The organism is Flagellimonas algicola (assembly GCF_005937185.1).
GTDB classification, from domain to species: Bacteria; Bacteroidota; Bacteroidia; order Flavobacteriales; family Flavobacteriaceae; genus Flagellimonas; species Flagellimonas algicola.
In genome coordinates, this window is sequence record NZ_VCNI01000002.1 from 793,639 (window position 1) to 809,738 (window position 16,100).

18 protein-coding genes are annotated in these 16,100 nt (G+C 42.4%); 10 read left to right on the forward strand and 8 right to left on the reverse strand.

All coding sequences use genetic code 11. The features are described 5' to 3' along the window. Positions 1-101 precede the first annotated feature (101 nt). From recA to FGG15_RS12490, 6 genes are all read left to right on the forward strand, one after another. On the forward strand, positions 102-1,109 hold the full coding sequence (gene recA, locus FGG15_RS12465; protein WP_138836704.1) for a recombinase RecA: 1,008 nt from the start codon (positions 102-104) through the stop codon (positions 1,107-1,109). 89 nt (positions 1,110-1,198) lie between these two features. Further along, positions 1,199-1,621, forward strand: coding sequence for a hypothetical protein (locus FGG15_RS12470; RefSeq protein WP_237561816.1), 423 nt, complete (start codon positions 1,199-1,201; stop codon positions 1,619-1,621). 42 nt (positions 1,622-1,663) lie between these two features. Beyond that, positions 1,664-2,194 carry an RNA polymerase sigma factor gene (locus FGG15_RS12475; protein ID WP_138836706.1) on the forward strand — a complete coding sequence of 177 codons (531 nt, stop codon included), beginning with the start codon at positions 1,664-1,666 and terminating at the stop codon, positions 2,192-2,194. Continuing rightward, a complete protein-coding gene (locus tag FGG15_RS12480; protein WP_138836708.1) occupies positions 2,195-3,727 on the forward strand; it encodes an outer membrane beta-barrel protein in 1,533 nt (510 codons plus the stop codon). Between the two features lie 221 nt (positions 3,728-3,948). Then, entirely contained in the window at positions 3,949-5,118 is a 1,170-nt protein-coding gene (locus FGG15_RS12485) for a histidine kinase (protein WP_138836710.1), read from the forward strand. Between the two features lie 344 nt (positions 5,119-5,462). Next, positions 5,463-5,849 (forward strand): endonuclease domain-containing protein, encoded by a 387-nt coding sequence (locus FGG15_RS12490; protein WP_138836712.1) that lies wholly within the window; start codon positions 5,463-5,465, stop codon positions 5,847-5,849. Positions 5,850-5,958: 109 nt separating this feature from the next. On the opposite strand, the gene FGG15_RS12495 is transcribed toward FGG15_RS12490, so the two are convergent. Further along, on the reverse strand, positions 5,959-6,690 hold the full coding sequence (locus FGG15_RS12495) for a lysophospholipid acyltransferase family protein (RefSeq protein ID WP_138836714.1): 732 nt from the start codon (positions 6,688-6,690) through the stop codon (positions 5,959-5,961). A gap of 56 nt (positions 6,691-6,746) precedes the next feature. Here FGG15_RS12495 and FGG15_RS12500 point away from each other — a divergent pair, with 56 nt between their 5' ends. Together FGG15_RS12500 and trpS are read left to right on the forward strand one after the other, a co-directional pair. Beyond that, on the forward strand, positions 6,747-6,989 hold the full coding sequence (locus FGG15_RS12500) for a GlsB/YeaQ/YmgE family stress response membrane protein (RefSeq protein ID WP_138836716.1): 243 nt from the start codon (positions 6,747-6,749) through the stop codon (positions 6,987-6,989). Between the two features lie 85 nt (positions 6,990-7,074). Further along, a complete protein-coding gene (gene trpS, locus FGG15_RS12505; protein WP_138836718.1) occupies positions 7,075-8,043 on the forward strand; it encodes a tryptophan--tRNA ligase in 969 nt (322 codons plus the stop codon). A gap of 151 nt (positions 8,044-8,194) precedes the next feature. On the opposite strand, the gene FGG15_RS12510 is transcribed toward trpS, so the two are convergent. Both FGG15_RS12510 and dprA read right to left on the reverse strand, forming a co-directional pair. Beyond that, complete coding sequence (locus tag FGG15_RS12510; RefSeq protein ID WP_313790997.1) at positions 8,195-8,536, reverse strand: GIY-YIG nuclease family protein; 342 nt, start codon at positions 8,534-8,536, stop codon at positions 8,195-8,197. Positions 8,537-8,542: 6 nt separating this feature from the next. After that, entirely contained in the window at positions 8,543-9,649 is a 1,107-nt protein-coding gene (gene dprA / locus FGG15_RS12515; RefSeq protein WP_138836720.1) for a DNA-processing protein DprA, read from the reverse strand. Positions 9,650-9,753: 104 nt separating this feature from the next. On the opposite strand from dprA, the gene FGG15_RS12520 reads away from it, so the two are divergent. Continuing rightward, a complete protein-coding gene (locus FGG15_RS12520; RefSeq protein WP_138836722.1) occupies positions 9,754-10,698 on the forward strand; it encodes an HU domain-containing protein in 945 nt (314 codons plus the stop codon). Positions 10,699-10,759: 61 nt separating this feature from the next. Then, a complete protein-coding gene (locus tag FGG15_RS12525; RefSeq protein WP_138836724.1) occupies positions 10,760-11,272 on the forward strand; it encodes an acyl-CoA thioesterase in 513 nt (170 codons plus the stop codon). Positions 11,273-11,275: 3 nt separating this feature from the next. Here FGG15_RS12525 and FGG15_RS12530 read toward each other — a convergent pair whose 3' ends face one another. From FGG15_RS12530 to FGG15_RS12550, 5 genes are read right to left on the reverse strand one after another with little or no spacing between them, the layout of a single operon-like run. Beyond that, a complete protein-coding gene (locus FGG15_RS12530) occupies positions 11,276-12,112 on the reverse strand; it encodes an aldo/keto reductase (protein ID WP_138836726.1) in 837 nt (278 codons plus the stop codon). A gap of 1 nt (position 12,113) precedes the next feature. Then, the gene (locus tag FGG15_RS12535) at positions 12,114-13,340 is read right to left on the reverse strand and encodes a murein hydrolase activator EnvC family protein (protein WP_138836728.1); all 1,227 of its coding nucleotides are present in this window, start codon (positions 13,338-13,340) and stop codon (positions 12,114-12,116) included. Between the two features lies 1 nt (position 13,341). Beyond that, entirely contained in the window at positions 13,342-14,130 is a 789-nt protein-coding gene (lolB1, locus tag FGG15_RS12540) for a lipoprotein insertase outer membrane protein LolB1 (RefSeq protein ID WP_313790990.1), read from the reverse strand. Then, positions 14,130-15,044: a tetratricopeptide repeat protein gene (locus FGG15_RS12545; protein ID WP_138836729.1), complete on the reverse strand. Its 915-nt coding sequence runs from the start codon at positions 15,042-15,044 to the stop codon at positions 14,130-14,132. The genes lolB1 and FGG15_RS12545 overlap by 1 nt, the downstream gene beginning before the upstream one ends. A 28-nt stretch (positions 15,045-15,072) precedes the next feature. Beyond that, the gene (locus FGG15_RS12550; protein ID WP_138836731.1) at positions 15,073-16,089 is read right to left on the reverse strand and encodes a sugar phosphate nucleotidyltransferase; all 1,017 of its coding nucleotides are present in this window, start codon (positions 16,087-16,089) and stop codon (positions 15,073-15,075) included. Positions 16,090-16,100: the final 11 nt, after the last annotated feature.

The following is a 16,100-nucleotide window of genomic DNA, read 5'->3' on the forward strand; positions in this document are numbered from 1 at the left end:
AGTTAGTATGGAGTAGATACGGTTGTTTAAAAAGGTTGCGTGGGCTTGTTGTTACGTGCCAAAAGAAATGGTATTTTTAGCCTTCCAAATAATTTGATACCATGAGCAACGAGAAAGAAGCAAAGTTAAAAGCCTTAAAACTAACCCTGGATAAACTGGACAAGACCTATGGAAAAGGTGCTGTCATGAAACTGGGGGACAGTGTAGTGGAAGATGTGGATGTAATTCCTTCTGGATCCCTAGGTTTGGACATTGCTTTGGGCGTTGGCGGTTACCCAAGAGGCAGGGTCATCGAGATTTATGGACCTGAATCTTCAGGAAAAACCACCTTGACACTGCACGCTATTGCCGAGGCGCAAAAAAATGGAGGTATTGCCGCTTTTATAGATGCGGAACATGCCTTTGACCGTTTTTATGCCCAAAAATTGGGAGTGGATATTGACAATCTGATCATTTCACAACCCGATCATGGGGAGCAAGCGTTGGAAATTGCGGACAACCTGATTCGTTCTGGCGCTATAGATATTGTTATTGTGGATTCCGTTGCGGCCCTAACCCCAAAAAGTGAGATTGAAGGGGAAATGGGGGACTCCAAAATGGGATTGCACGCCCGATTGATGTCGCAAGCATTGCGAAAGTTGACCTCAACCATCAGCAAGACCAATTGTACGGTGGTATTCATAAACCAGCTTCGTGAAAAAATTGGGGTGATGTTTGGGAATCCCGAAACTACCACTGGGGGTAATGCCCTTAAATTTTATGCTTCGGTGAGGTTGGATATTCGTCGATCTACCCAGATCAAGGATACGGACGGTGGGGTTCAAGGAAACAAGACCCGAGTAAAAGTGGTAAAGAACAAAGTAGCACCGCCCTTTAGGACTGCGGAATTTGATATTATGTACGGAGAAGGTATTTCGAAAATTGGGGAAATCCTAGACCTCGGAGTGGCCTATGAAATTGTGAAGAAAAGTGGTTCCTGGTTCAGTTATGGAGATACCAAATTAGGCCAGGGAAGGGACGCTGTAAAGGCATTGCTTCAAGACAATCCGGAGCTTTCCGAGGAGCTGGAGAGCAAGATCAAGGAAGCCATTTCCTTGGTAAGTGCATAGCACTCCCAGCAAATAACTGGATTTAAGGTTGCAAATCTTACGCAACCCTTATGATTGCTGTTCATCTAGGAATAAAAAAGGAAATTTTTATGATGAGAAAGGCAATAATGCTTATCATGCTTATTGGAACAGCGGGGCTGTTCAATGCCTGTGATTTGGATGACGGTCAAAACTTTCGTTTTACTACCTTGTCCATTGTAGATGCCAACGTCCCCGAATCCTTTGAACTGAATGAAACCTACAGCATTGAGGTCACCTATGTAAGACCTAACGGCTGTACATTTTTTGAAGGATTTGATGTGGCCAGAACGGCTCAAACCGACCGAGAAGTGGTTGTTATTGGTTCTGTTCTGACCGATGATACGGCATGCACACAGGTAATCCAGGAAGTCACTGCTTCATTTGATTTTCAAGTGTTGTATACTGGGGAGTACCATTTTAGGTTTTATACTGGACAGGATGAAAACGATAATTCCGAATTTTTGGAATTTACCATTCCCGTAGTGGAGTAATCATTACATTAAGGGCATCCTTAATCCAAAATTGACCAACATTTGGATATAAACGAGCTGATACATAATTGCAAAAAAGGCAATAGGCAGGCGCAGGCCGAATTGTACCAGAAATATTCCGGTATTCTTTTCGGTATGTGTCTCAAATATTCGCGGAACCGAACGGAAGCCGAGGATAATTTGCACGACAGCTTTATGACCATCTTTAACAAGATCGATCAGTACAAGTTCAATGGGTCATTTGAAGGTTGGATCAAAAGAATCACCGTAAACACGGTGCTTCAGAAATATAGAAAAGAGCAGTACCTGGATGTAGTCTCGGAAAATGTTGGCGAAGAGGTGGAAGTAGATACGGAACAGACAGACATAAGCCTTTCCACCTTACTGGGGTACATTCAGGAACTGCCCAATAAATATAGGTTAACGTTTAACCTGTACGTATTGGATGGCTATAGCCATAAAGAGATCAGTGAGATGTTGGGGACATCCACAGGCACTTCCAAGAGTAATTTGGCGAGGGCCAAAATGATCTTGAGAGAAAAGATAGAAAAGGAAAACATAAACATTGCTTAGATGGGGAAAAAGAATTTAGAGCAATTGTTCAAAGAAAAGTTAGGAGACTTTCAGGAGGTTCCGGATGATGCAGTCTGGAAATCCATTGAAGCCTCTTTGGACAAAAAGAAACAGAAGAAAAGGGTTGTGCCCATTTGGTGGCGGCTTGGGGGAACTGCAGCCGTACTGGCCATCCTGTTGTATGTCATCAATCCATTTGGTGACAGTGACAACAGTGAACCAATTATCATTTCGGAAACGGAAAACAATCAGTTTCCGGATGGGCAAAACAGTTCAGATGACAAGATTAAATCCTCCTCCATTTCAGAGGAAGATGGATTGGTGGGCACTCAAGAAAACAACTCTTTGGAATCCGATCAAAATGCAGTTGTGGAAACCAGTGAGGGAAAATCCAATTCCGTAAGCTCAAATCCAAGTCAATTTGTGAGCGGGCAGGAAGTTGCAGAAAACCCGTCCGAAAAGAACGAGAATCCGACCAATGCGGATCCTTTAAGGGATGATGCGCCAAAAACGGAAGATTATGCCACGGTTGCGGCAACCGAATCCTCAGAAAAAGGCAATGGTGTTGAACAAGAAGTGCAAAATAAGGAGCGTAAAGATGTGTTGAATTTGGCACCTCAACTTGAGCAAGAAGCAATTGCCACCAACGATTCAAATCAGCAGCAGGCTAAAGACAATTTGTTGGAGGATGCAACTCAGGAAGAAGAGGTCGTTGCCCAAAACCAAAAGGATGATGATGTTGATGAAGGTCAATCCATTTTTGATGCCATTGCCGAGCAAGAGAAAGATGACGTGGCACAGAATTCAGGAAATAAGTGGTCTGTTGGCCCGTCCATAGCGCCGGTTTACTTTAGTGCCTCCGGAGAAGGTTCGCCTGTGCATTCCTCCTTTGCTTCCAATTCCAAATCCGGTAACGTGGATTTAAGCTATGGGGTTACCGTTGCTTATGAAGTAGGTAAAAAATTAAAGGTGCGTACAGGAGTACATCGTGTCAATTTTGGCTACGACACCAATGATGTGGTATTTTCCTCTTCATTGGATGGTTCCTCCGTCAATCTTATTGATAATATTGACTATGCCAGACAATCCGAGAACATTGTTGTGGAAAGTAGGGACAAGGGCGCCCTTAGTCTGGATAAGGAAGAAGTTAACTTTAGTTCCAGTGCGGTTTTGGATGGAAAGATGATCCAAAATTTGGGTTATTTGGAAATTCCGCTGGAACTGAACTATAGTCTTATAGATAAAAAGTTTGGAGTAGACCTGATTGGTGGTGTAAGTTCCCTTTTCTTAGTGGACAACTCCGTATTGTTGGAGTCCGAAGGTTTGGTTACCGAAGTGGGTGAAGCCAACAATGCCAACTCCATGAATTTTAGTACCAACGTTGGGCTTGGGTTCAATTATAAGTTTTCACCTAAAGTGCAATTGAATCTGGAACCGGTATTCAAATATCAATTGAATACTTTTTCCGATACTTCTGGCTCCTTCAGACCTTTCTCTGTTGGGGTATACAGTGGTTTCAGCTTCAAGTTTTAAAAACAGGGGCCACCTATTATTTCCTGTTGGGCTGAACCGCACAAAGACGTTGGTTAGGTTGATTGTCCCTTTAGACAATCATGAAGCACCCTGCATTCCTGTGGGGTGTTTTTTTACGGTGCTATTTGAGGCGCGTCAGATTTTTCCGTTCAACTTGATTGTAAAATGTGTCGCTGTAACAAAAATTCCTTAATTTAATCCGCCTTCAAAGTCCCTTATACTTGAAAACTAACCAATTTGAGGATATTCTAATCTATTTTTCCAAATCGCTTTTGGGAAAGGAAAATGAGGATGAGATTTTGTGGGATCTTGCCAAAAACTGCATTGCCAAGCTGGGGTTTGTGGATTGTGTGGTCTATTTGATAGATGAGGACCAAATGCTGCTGGTGCAAAAGGCAGCCTACGGCCCTAAAAATCCTAAGGACCATAATCTGTACAACCCAGTTGAGATAGGTTTGGGACAAGGCATTACCGGTTCGGTAGCCAGCTCAGGTAAGGCAGAAATAGTTTCGGACACTTCCAAGGACTCGCGCTATATTGTGGATGATGACCAGCGACTATCCGAAATCTGTGTGCCTATTTCCAATGAAGACATTGTCTATGGGGTAATTGATTGTGAGCATCCCAAGCAAGGGTTTTTTACCGAACACCACCTAAAAATGTTATCGGCAGTAGCTTCCATTTGCGCTATCAAAATCAAAAGTGTTCGGGCCAACAAAGCGTTACGGGAAAAACAGGAAAGTCTGCTTCAAATCAAGGAAGAAATGATGGAGCTTAAGCTCAAGGCTTTGAACTCCCAACTTAATCCCCATTTTGTGTTTAACGCGCTCAATGCCATTCAATATTACGTGACTTCCGAAGACAAAAAATCCGCTTTGGAGTATTTGTCCACCTTTAGCAAGCTTATCCGACATAACCTAAAACATTTGGGTGCTGAAGTAGTAGAGCTGAAGGAAGAAATCAAAATGCTGGGGTGGTACCTAAAACTTCAAAAGTTGCGATATGATGACCAATTTGAATTTACCCTGGATGTAGGGAACCCTGTGGGGCAATGGGATGCTATGGTGCCTGCAACACTTATCCAAACCTTGTTGGAAAACACCATCGAAAACCTGATGTCTAGTAACCGAAGCAAAATTCATCTGAACATCGTCTTTAAACTTTCAAAAGATCAGGTTTTATTTGAAATCCAGCATGAGCACAACGAGATGAATTCCTTGTTGGAGCCCACTTCCCAAAATCAGGAGCACAATGAGCAACTTTTGGATCAAATACGACTATTAAATACCCATAAAGGGTATCAGATAAGTAAGGAGGACTATCTGGATTCGGAAACTAACAAGAATACGGTTGTACTGACCATGCCCAATTTACCTGCTCCAAACCATTAACACATTCCTGATTTTGAACACTTCCCTAATTTCAACAAGTTGAAATTTTCCCTTCTCAAGAAGGGAGATAGTTCCCCTCTTGAGAGGGGCTAGGGGTGTGTTAAAAATGTCCGCGTCACATCGAGCTGTCATCCTGAGCGCCGAGTCTACCGATAAAGGCAAGCTCGAACTGCCAATCCCAAAAAATTCCCCTCTTGAGAGGTGCTAGGGGTGTGTAAGTTTTCAGTTTCACCTATGAACACAACCCTGATTTCGCTTCCCGAAATCTTTCCCTTCTCAAGAAGGGAACTTAACGGAATACTCAAAATAAACTCCTCTCTGGAGAGGGATTAGGGGTGTAAAAAATGGCTAGAAGAAAAATAATTCCCTATAACCCAAAACTTAAAGAACTGGCGCGTCAGCTCCGGAACAGTTCCACCAAGGCTGAAATTATCCTATGGCAAAAACTAAAAAGTAAACAACTGTATGGTTATGATTTCCATCGCCAAAAACCTATAGATAACTATATTCTTGATTTCTTTTGCCATGAACTCATGCTTGGTATTGAAGTGGACGGTTATTCCCATCAATTGGTAGAGGTGTTCAAAAAAGACAAGGTCAAGGAATCTGTTATGTTAAAGCTGGGAATAAGCCTATTACGCTTTTCAGATGAACAGGTTTTGAAGGATATGGACAATGTACTCCGTGCAATTGAGGATTATATTCACAATCATGAAAAAACACATCCCTGATTTTGGACACATCCCTAATTTCAACAAGTTGAAATTTTCCCTTCTCAAGAAGGGAGCTTCACCAATTACAGAAAAACAAATTCCCCTCTTGAGAGGGGCTAGGGGTGTGTTAAACCAGCTCATTTAATATCACCTCCCTCACCTCTTCCCGTAAAGTAGATTTATCATCCTCGGCCAAAAATCCTGTCTCAAAAAAGGGATGTGCTTTGGCCCTGACCCGCCCTGGGCCTCCACTAAAAAAAGTAAAGGAAAAACGCTTTTTATTGTCGTAAAACGTAATGGGCACCACAGGAATCTTATGGGCTATGGCCATTTTAAACGCCCCATCCTTAAAGGCGTCCAAAACAATATGTTCCTCTGGCACACCCCCTTCGGGAAAAATGCAAATGCTCAGCCCTTGATCCAATCTTCGCTGCGCCCTAAGATATACCCCGGTTCTGCTTCTAATACTGTCACGATCTACCATAATGCAAACGCGTTTGTAGAAAAAACCGAATACGGGAATCTTCACCAACTCCTTTTTGCCCACAAAAACAAAGGGGTTTTTGCTTACCACCAACATGAGCATAATATCCAGCATACTGGTGTGGTTGGAAACCAACATATAGCTTTTTCCTTTTTCCATTTGTTGTTCCCTTTCAATTTTTGGGAAACAGCCCATGCCATACAAAATGGGTCTGGCCCATAAGTTTCTGGCCAACCAAAAGAACTGTGGATAGGTCTTTTCGGAAAAGACGGTCAGGAGTAAAAATGGGAAAAAGAGAAAGATGGGAAGGGCAACCAACACGTAAAACCAAATTCGGTAGAGGACATGCCCAATGTTCTTGAAAAATTGAACCATATTTCAAAAGTAGAATTTTTGAATATCTTTAAGGAAACAACCTTAAAAACTTGATTATGGGAATTTTGTATGCCATTTTAGTTGGAGCGGCTGCCGGTTGGCTGGCCGGAAAAATCATAAAAGGCGGCGGTTTTGGTGCTTTGATCAACATTATCTTGGGTATTGTTGGTGGTGCCGTGGGGAACTGGCTCTTTGGCACCTTGGGTGTTCAGATTGGCACAGGTCTTATTGGCGACTTGATTACTGGAGTTATTGGTGCTGTGGTGATCCTTTTTGTAGCTGGCCTCTTCAAAAAATAACATTTTACCCTCTTTTTCGGTAAGCGGTCTATCCTTGCTTTTTTTATCGCATGCGGATTGTTACTTTTACGGCCAAAATTAAGGCATGGCCAGAATCTTAACGGGAATCCAAAGTACGGGCGTTCCGCATTTGGGAAACATATTGGGGGCTATTGTTCCTGCCATTCAAATGGCACAAGACCCCAAAAACGAGTCGTTTCTTTTTATTGCGGATATGCATTCCCTTACCCAAATAAAAAATGGGGAGGAATTGCGAAACAACACCTATGCCACTGCAGCAACCTGGTTGGCCTTTGGTCTGGACATTGAAAAAACTGTTTTCTACAGACAAAGTGATGTTCCCCAAGTAACGGAACTGGCCTGGTACTTAAGCTGTTTCTTTCCGTACCAACGGCTTACTTTGGCACATTCGTTTAAGGATAAAGCAGATCGGTTGGAGGATGTTAACGGTGGATTGTTTTCTTATCCCATGTTAATGGCTGCTGATATTTTGCTTTATGATGCGCATATTGTTCCCGTGGGAAAAGATCAATTGCAGCATTTGGAAATGACCCGTGATGTGGCTTCTAGGTTCCATCATCAGTTTGGGGAAACTTTTGTTTTACCAGATGCCAAGGTTCAGGAAGAGACCATGTACATTCCAGGAACGGACGGCGAGAAAATGAGCAAGAGCAAGGGAAACCTTATCAATCTGTTTCAACCCGATAAAAAACTGCGTAAGCAAATCATGGGAATTTTAACGGACAGTACTCCCATGGAGGATCCCAAAGATCCAACCACCGATAATGTATTTGCCCTATATAAAATCTTAGCGCAACCAGACCAGATAGAGGTGATGAGCGCCAATTATTTGGCAGGAAACTACGGTTATGGCCACGCCAAACAAGCCCTCTTTGAGGTCATCATGGAACGGTTTGCCGAGCCACGGGAAAAGTTTGAATACTACATGAATAACTTGAAAGAGGTGGATGAGGCTTTGGCCATTGGGGCTGAAAAAGCCAAAAAAGTGGCAGATGGGGTGCTTGCACGCGTTCGTGAGAAAATTGGGTATTAAAACTGCATTTAAGGTCATTCTGAACCCGAGCACGGCGAGGGTGAAGAATCGTACTAAACCCAGTAATTGCCCAGAGATACTTTGCTTTGCTCAGTATGACTGACAGGAATAGCCATAGACACTAACCTTATTTCGTTACAACCATAAAGTTTCAGAGGAACAAGTGCTCCATAAACTCCATTTCAGGATTCATACTCTTAATCAATTTCAACTTTTTCACCCTAAGCCAACCTTTGATTTCTTTTTCTCTTGCTATGGCATCAATAATCCGAGAGAACTGCTCATAATAGAGCAGATGTCTACAATTGTATCTCGCTGCAAATGTTCGCTTTCTCAATATTATATTTTCGTGATGTTCAGACAATCTTCGCGTCAAACTGTTGGTTACTCCAGTGTATAGAACGGTTTTGTTCTTGTTGGTTAAGATGTAAATATAATAGGTCCGAAAGTGGCTGTTAATAATAATTGTTAGACTCTTCGCTTCGCTCAGAATGACATTTTAGATGGCCTCAAAAAGTTTACCCGGCAAGGCACGAACCAAGCCTTTCATTTCCATAGACAAAAGTGTGGACGAAACTTTAAAAATGGGTAATCGGCATTCCACTGCTACCAAGTCCAGCAGCTGTTTCCCATTGGATTGTAGATAAGAGTAAATGGATTTTTCGGTTTCATCCAACTGTACAAAAAGTTGTTTTTGGATGGGCGTTTTGGCATCCTCGGCTTCCAGTTCCCAGCCTAAGTGGTAAACTAGTTCTGCGGCGGAAGTAAGAATGTGGGCCTGCTGTCGTTTAATAAGATTATTGCACCCTGTGCTATACTTGTCTGAAAACCGTCCTGGTACCGCAAAAACTTCTCGATTGTATCCATTGGCCAAATCGGCAGTAACCAAGCTGCCTCCCTTTTCTGCTGATTCCACTACTAGGGTCGCTTCACTAATACCCGCAATAATCCTATTTCGTTTTAAGAAGTTCTCACGATCGGGATTGCTCGTACTCCAAAACTCGGTAAGGAACCCACCATTTTCCTTAACCTTGGAAACAAATTTTTTGTGAGCCTTCGGATATATTTGATTCAACCCGTGAGCCAAACAACCAATGGTCTGCAAACCATGTTCCATTGCCAATTTTTGAATAGTGATATCCACCCCATAAGCAAAACCACTAACAATGATTGGATGCAAAGGAGCAATTTCTTCAACAAAGGCCTCGCAGAACGCACTGCCATAATTGGTAATGTTTCTGGTGCCAACAACGCTGATTATTTTCTTGTTTTTTAAATCGATGTTGCCTCGATGAAAAAGCAATAGTGGTCCATCTGCACAGTGCTTTAAATAATCAGGATAGGTTTTGTCCATAAAATAGGAATAGTCCAACTTTTCCTGGGAAACAAATTCAAACTCACTTTCAGCTTCATGGGCATAATTAGGGTCGTGAAGTCCCTTAAGGGTCATTTTTCCAATACCCTCAATCTTTAATAAGTGTTGCGCCTTATCTTGAAAAACTGCTGTTGGACTACCGCAGTGAGTAATCAGTTTTTTGGCGGTCAAATCCCCAATATTAGGAACCGCCTGCAGCCGAAGGGCCGCAAGAAATTCATCCTCAGTCATTTATTAAGTAGGTTAAGTTGTTCACAAAGTACAGATTTTCAAATGTTAATAAAAAGTTATCTGGCATATTTTGTCCTCAGGGTTTTTTTGCAATATTTGTGTCGATGCGTATCGACTCGTACATAGAAGATTTGTTGTACAACTACAATTGCGTGGTGGTTCCTGAATTTGGTGCCTTTTTGGCACATGGAAAATCTGCAGCCTTGGATTTGTCCACCAATACCTTGCTTCCACCCACCAAGTCCGTGTCCTTTAATGCACAGTTAAGCAAAAATGACGGACTTTTGGTCTCCCATATTGCTGAGGTAAAAGGTCTGGCCTATGACGAGATACTCTCTGAAGTGGAAGCCGTTGCCGGGGATTGGAAGAAGAGATTGAACCAAGGGGATAGCATCGAGCTTTTTGAGGTTGGTAAACTCTGGCTCAATAACGCGCAAAAAGTGCAATTTCAACCTGAGAACAAAAACAACTTTCTAACCTCATCTTTTGGATTATCTGCATTTGCGGCTACTCCAATACAAAGGGAATCCCTTAAGGAAGAAGTGGAGGAACTCGAAGAACGAATTCCATTTATTATCACCCCGGAAAAAAGAGAACAATCTTCTTTTAGACCATGGTTAAAATATGCGGCCATCCTGCTATTGGCAGTTTCAATAGGAACTACATCCTTTAGAACCTACAATCAATTACAGGAAAACCAGCTTGTTACCCAGGAGAATGCAAGGAAACAGGTGGAACAGCATATCCAAGAGGCCACATTTTTTGATAGTGCGCCCTTTGAACTTCCGGCTTTGAATATTGAGGTAACCAAAAAGCAGTTGGGCAAACACCACGTCATTGCCGGGGCCTTCCGTATTGAGCAAAATGCCGAAAAGAAGGTGGCTCAGCTAAAAGAGCAGGGTTATAATGCTTTTTATTTGGGTGCCAATCGCTTTGGACTCCACCAAGTAGCCTATGACAGTTTCGAGGATCCCAAGGTAGCCCTCGTCTATCTTAAAAAGATCAAAAGAACGGAATCTCCGGATGCTTGGTTATTATCTGAGCGATAATCCCCTTCTCTTTTCTTTAATACCCTAATTCTCTTCAATATCTTTGCGCAAAATTTTAGGTATGCGCCCAAAAAAGCCCAGTGAATCAAGAACGGTTATGACCGATATGGTTTTGCCCAGTGAAACCAATCCTTTAAACAATCTATTTGGTGGCGAACTTTTAGCCCGTATGGATCGGGCTGCCAGTATAGCTGCCAGAAGACATAGCCGTAGAATCACGGTTACAGCATCTGTAAACCATGTGGCTTTTAACCGCTCCGTACCACTTGGAAGCGTTGTTACCGTAGAGGCCGCAGTCTCCAGGGCCTTTAAAACCTCTATGGAAATCTATATTGATGTATGGATGGAAGATCGTTTTACAGGGGAACGCGCCAAAGCCAATGAAGCTATCTACACCTTTGTTGCTGTGGATGAAACCGGAATACCTACAGAAGTTCCGCCCTTGGAACCTGAAACCGATCAGGAAAAAGAACGGTTTGCCGCAGCCTTGCGAAGAAAGCAGTTGAGTTTAGTGCTTGCTGGCAAAATGAAACCTTCCGATGCAACGGAATTGAAGGCTTTATTCACTTCGTAATCCTCAAAAATCAAAATTATCCGGGTCTGGACCAAATCGCTGGCCACGATCAAGATCGTCCAATACTTGAACATCTTCTACGCTCAGTTCAAAGTCAAAAAGGTCTGCATTCGAAACAATGCGTTCTGGTTTGGAAGACTTTGGGATGGTAACCACCCCTTTTTGCAAGTCCCATCGCAGTACAATCTGGGCCACTGTTTTCCCATATTTTTCCGCCATGGACTTTAAAACGGGTAGGTCAAAAATATTCCCTTGCATCATTGGAGACCAGGCCTCGTATTGAATGCCTTTATTCTTGCAAAAATTGACAAGGTCTTGCTGCACCAGATAGGGATGAAATTCCATTTGATTTACCATGGGGACTATCTCAGCATCTGTCAATACATCTTCAAGGTGATGCTGCATAAAATTACTGACCCCTATGGCTCGCACTCTCTTTTCCCTATAAATCCGCTCCATGGCTTTCCAGGTTTCCTTGGACAGCTTGCCTTTGGGCCAATGAATCAGATAAAGATCCAGATAGTCCAATCCAAGCCGTTCCAAACTGGCATCAAAAGCCTTTAATGTGGAATCGTATCCTTGATCGGAATTCCAAACCTTGCTCACCACAAATACATCCTTTCTAGCTACATCACTTTCCTTGATACCAAGGCCAACGCCTACCTCATTGTTGTAAATTGAAGCCGTGTCCACATGTCTATATCCGTGGTTTAGGGCAACTTTAACAGCATTGGACACTTCTTTCCCATCCTTGGAAAGGTATACGCCCAAACCAAAATAGGGCATCTGGACCCCATTGTGTAATTCAAAAGATCCTTGTAAATCGGTAATTTTTCCCATGTTATAGTTGATATATCCAGTCTTCTGGATTTAATCGATTTGTATCTTGATAAAGATAGAACTTAAGTTTGGTTGTCCCGTCAAACCGATTGGTATAAACGTCTCCGAGAACGTCCTTGGCCGTAACTTTGTCCCCCTTTTTAACGTAAAGATTCGTTAGGTTGTAGTAGGTGCTGATGTAATTTCCATGCTTAATGGAAACGCCTCTTCCACCGCCAGGAACAGAAAGAATGGCAATAACTTCCCCTTCAAAAATGGCCCGTGCCTTGCTTCCCTTATCTGTTGCAATTGTAACCCCATTGTTCCGATGTTTTATTCCAGGGTAAAAGCGATCGGCGTAAACTCCATACCCTTGGCTTTTAATTCCTTTTTCCACCGGCCAAATCAACTTTCCTTTATTGGCCGAGAAATTTGTCGCCACCAATTTGGCTTCAGGGGTCAATACAAATTTGGTTCTTGAGCTTGAAGAGCCTGCCTTACGGTTGGTGCTAACAATCGCGCTTTTAATAAGTTGCTCAATCTCCCGGTCTATCTTACGTGCCTCTCGCTGTTTCTTCTGAATGGCCGCTGTATACTTGCTCTCATTTTGACGAATGCTCTGTAACAGGTCCTTTTGCGTTTGAATTTCATCAAACAGACTTGCCTTTACTCTTTTGTTTTCCGCTAGCAATTGCTCCTTGGACTTTCTTTGCTGAACCAATTCTTGGTTCAACCGAGCCAATTGGTCTGTTTTTTTCTGAATATCCTCCCCCTGTTTCTTTCTATGCTTTGCATATTGCTCCATATATTGGAGCCGTTTAAAAGCCTGAAAAAAGTTGTCGGCGGACAACAGGAACATTAAACGATTATTCTGCGCTTTGTTTTGATAGGTTTTGCGGATCAATTGCGCATAATCTTCCTTTAAGATTTTTAAATCTTCCCGAAGCTTACTGATGCTTCTGATGTTCACATTGATTTGTCTGTTGAGTAAGTTGGACTGCTGGTTGGTTACACGAATCAACTCCTGGCGGACATTGATTCGATTATCCAGTGCCTCCATTTGATCCAGTACATTGCCTTTTTCCTTCTTTTCGGCAAAAAGCAATCTGTTAATTTCCTTTATTTCTGTTTGCAGTCGCTCCCTTTTGGCTTCCAATGCTTTCTGTTCGCTCGTCTGAGCCGACACTGAACCAATACATACCAAGGTAAAAAGCAATAAGTAAAGACAATATGGTAGCTTATTGAACATATTACTTTAATATAATTTCGTCAAACCCTTTTGGAATTTTATAGGGAAAATTCAAGGGTCTGTTCAATTCAAGGCTTCTAAAACTAAGGTCAATTTTTGTGTTCTCATTCTTTTCCAATGCAACAATATGAATTTCATTGGGCAGCACACTTCCCGATATATCCTGATAGGTATATTCAGCAGTAAGCAATCTATTGCTTTCCAGCTGTGCTATTTCCTGGGAATGAATTTTAAAATTTCCAGGTTCCAATTGGAACAGGATCTTAAACAATTCCCGGGCCTTCTTAGGTTTTAACTGATAATTGCTCCCATTTATTGTGGACGTATATTTTTCATCCCTCATGTCTAAAACCGCTGTACCCAAAAGCAGGTTCTGTACTTTGGTAAAGTCCAATTCTGTCCCCAACAAATCACTTAGGTAGCTAAAGTCTCCGTCAAAATATTCATTCTGCAGTTTGTTATAGAAAGATACCCGCTCTGGGGTAATACGAGCCTTAACCATGCCTAAAGGAGCGCTAATCCATATCACCTCATCTTTTTCCATTCGAAGACTCACCGTGACCCCCTGGGCGTCCTCACCATCTGAATAATCAATTTTGACCCTCCCGCTCAGGGTTTTAAACTCAAGCTGGTTGGCATAATGGTTTTCGATGATCCGTTTGGTAGACAAACGGGAATCCACTTCACCCCCAGTTATGCTCTTTGCGGATTTACAAGCAGTAAAGCCCATCATCAAAATCAATGCAATTGCGGTAAAAAGGCGATTTGTTCTAAACTGAATGCCCATCATTACAATCCGGGTTTTATTTTATTAAGATATTCTGTTGCCTTGGACGAATTTCCAATTTTGGTGTACGCCACGGAAAGTTCCTTATATATTTTATTGGCGAGTGCATCATCGTCAAATAAAAAATCCAAGGCTCCTTCCAACACCTCAATGGCTTTTGCCGTGTCCGATTTTCCATTGAGAGCAGCTCCATAGGCGTAGTGAAAAAACGCCTGAAGGGGATACGCTTCCAGTGCCTCCTCGGCCAATTTTTCCAATGCTCCAAAATCCGATGTCCCTAAAAGTTCTTCCATTTTAGCGATATTCTGGGCTAACAGGTCATCTTCTTTAGGGGCATTCTCCTTTGCCGGCTCCACCCGAGAACTGTTCTTCTTGTTCAAGGAATCCTGGATTTTCAATGCAAGCTCATGAGCAAATTTGGTGTCGCCCATTTCTCTTAAAACCTTTTGGGCCTTTTCATATTTAGCCTTTTTGAAATAAATCAAGGCAAGGTTCTCCTTTAGCTTCGAATTTTCCAACGGCAAACGCTCTTTCAAGGATTCCAAAGAACTCCCTTGCGCTTCCACAATGTTGACGAGGTTTTCCAAATACCAAAAATCCCCTGATTTGGCCTTGAGAGTTTCAATGGCATATTCTTGGGCTTGGATATACTGCTTGTCCAAAAAGTATGTTTTGGCCAATTGGTAGTCAATTACATCACTTGAAACATCCAACTGTTTACATTCCAAAAAGAGGTTGATTGCCTTGTCATAATTTTGGATGCTCTTCTGCATTACGGCCTCAAAAAAAGTCTCCTGAAATTCGTCGGTATATTCCTCAAGATAGACTTCGGCACTCTCTTCCTCTTGGGCATAGCATGTATACCCCGTTCCAAGAAACAGGGCCAATACAACCCAAAAATTGAAATGCTTTTTCATCCGTCCATCACTTATATCTGCCTGCTATTTACACCAGCACGGAATAGTCCCCAATGCTTATTGATTCGAAGTTGCCGTCAAAAACCACATTGTTGCCAATCATGGCATTATCCAGATTGGCATTTGAAATCTTGCTATTGCTTTGGATCAAACTGTTTTTTATGGTGGAATTCTCCACCAAAGTGTCCGCCCCTATTGAAACATATGGGCCAACGGTCGTGTCTTTTAGCATCACATTTTCCCCAATGAAACAAGGCTCAATAATGTTAGCATTTTCCTGTTTTACTGATTCAGCAATCAAACTTTCACCATCCTTTTCCAAAAAGCCCAACATGCGTTGATTGGTTTCCACAGTTACATTTTTATTGCCACAGTCCATCCATTCATCAACCTTTCCGGGCACAAACTTCATGCCCTTCTCCATCATCCGCTTGATTCCGTCATTGATTTGATATTCTCCGCCATGTACTATGTTATTGTCAAGCACGTATTGAAGCTCATTTTTCAAGACACCGACATCTTTGAAATAGTAGATGCCAATAACAGCTAAATCAGAAACAAATTCCTTTGGCTTTTCCACCAGCTCAACAATCTCTTTGTCATCATTCAGGTTGACCACCCCAAATGCTTCTGGGCGTTCTACCTGTTTTACCCATATTACGCTATCAGCGGACTTGTCCAAATCGAAATCTGCACGAATCAGGGTGTCTGCATAAGCAATTACTGCAGGGCCGCTAAGGGATTCCTTCGCACTCATAATGGCGTGTCCGGTGCCAAGCGGTTCATCCTGTCTGTAAATGGATCCTTTTGCTCCCAATTCTTCGGCCAGGTTCATTAGGCTTTCAACCACATCATCACCAAAGAATGCGGGATCTCCCAGAATGAAGGCTACTTCTTCAATTTGTTCGCCTAGGACCTTTGCAATATCCGTCACCAAGCGATGTACAATAGGTTTTCCCGCTACCGGTATCAGTGGTTTAGGAATGGTTAATGTATGTGGTCTTAAGCGAGATCCCCGTCCCGCCATAGGCACTATAATTTTCATGCTTATCAGTA

Bases quoted from the DNA above. Each gene is read 5' to 3' on its own strand.
- FGG15_RS12470 (WP_237561816.1), top strand. From the start codon at position 1,199: ATGATGAGAAAGGCAATAATGCTTATCATGCTTATTGGAACAGCGGGG.
- FGG15_RS12545 (WP_138836729.1), bottom strand. From the start codon at position 15,044: ATGAAAAAGCATTTCAATTTTTGGGTTGTATTGGCCCTGTTTCTTGGA.
- dprA (WP_138836720.1), bottom strand. From the start codon at position 9,649: ATGACTGAGGATGAATTTCTTGCGGCCCTTCGGCTGCAGGCGGTTCCT.
- FGG15_RS12530 (WP_138836726.1), bottom strand. From the start codon at position 12,112: ATGGGAAAAATTACCGATTTACAAGGATCTTTTGAATTACACAATGGG.
- FGG15_RS12520 (WP_138836722.1), top strand. From the start codon at position 9,754: ATGCGTATCGACTCGTACATAGAAGATTTGTTGTACAACTACAATTGC.
- lolB1 (WP_313790990.1), bottom strand. From the start codon at position 14,130: ATGATGGGCATTCAGTTTAGAACAAATCGCCTTTTTACCGCAATTGCA.
- FGG15_RS12480 (WP_138836708.1), top strand. From the start codon at position 2,195: ATGGGGAAAAAGAATTTAGAGCAATTGTTCAAAGAAAAGTTAGGAGAC.
- FGG15_RS12490 (WP_138836712.1), top strand. From the start codon at position 5,463: ATGGCTAGAAGAAAAATAATTCCCTATAACCCAAAACTTAAAGAACTG.
- FGG15_RS12550 (WP_138836731.1), bottom strand. From the start codon at position 16,089: ATGAAAATTATAGTGCCTATGGCGGGACGGGGATCTCGCTTAAGACCA.
- trpS (WP_138836718.1), top strand. From the start codon at position 7,075: ATGGCCAGAATCTTAACGGGAATCCAAAGTACGGGCGTTCCGCATTTG.
- FGG15_RS12500 (WP_138836716.1), top strand. From the start codon at position 6,747: ATGGGAATTTTGTATGCCATTTTAGTTGGAGCGGCTGCCGGTTGGCTG.
- recA (WP_138836704.1), top strand. From the start codon at position 102: ATGAGCAACGAGAAAGAAGCAAAGTTAAAAGCCTTAAAACTAACCCTG.
- FGG15_RS12535 (WP_138836728.1), bottom strand. From the start codon at position 13,340: ATGTTCAATAAGCTACCATATTGTCTTTACTTATTGCTTTTTACCTTG.
- FGG15_RS12525 (WP_138836724.1), top strand. From the start codon at position 10,760: ATGCGCCCAAAAAAGCCCAGTGAATCAAGAACGGTTATGACCGATATG.
- FGG15_RS12495 (WP_138836714.1), bottom strand. From the start codon at position 6,690: ATGGTTCAATTTTTCAAGAACATTGGGCATGTCCTCTACCGAATTTGG.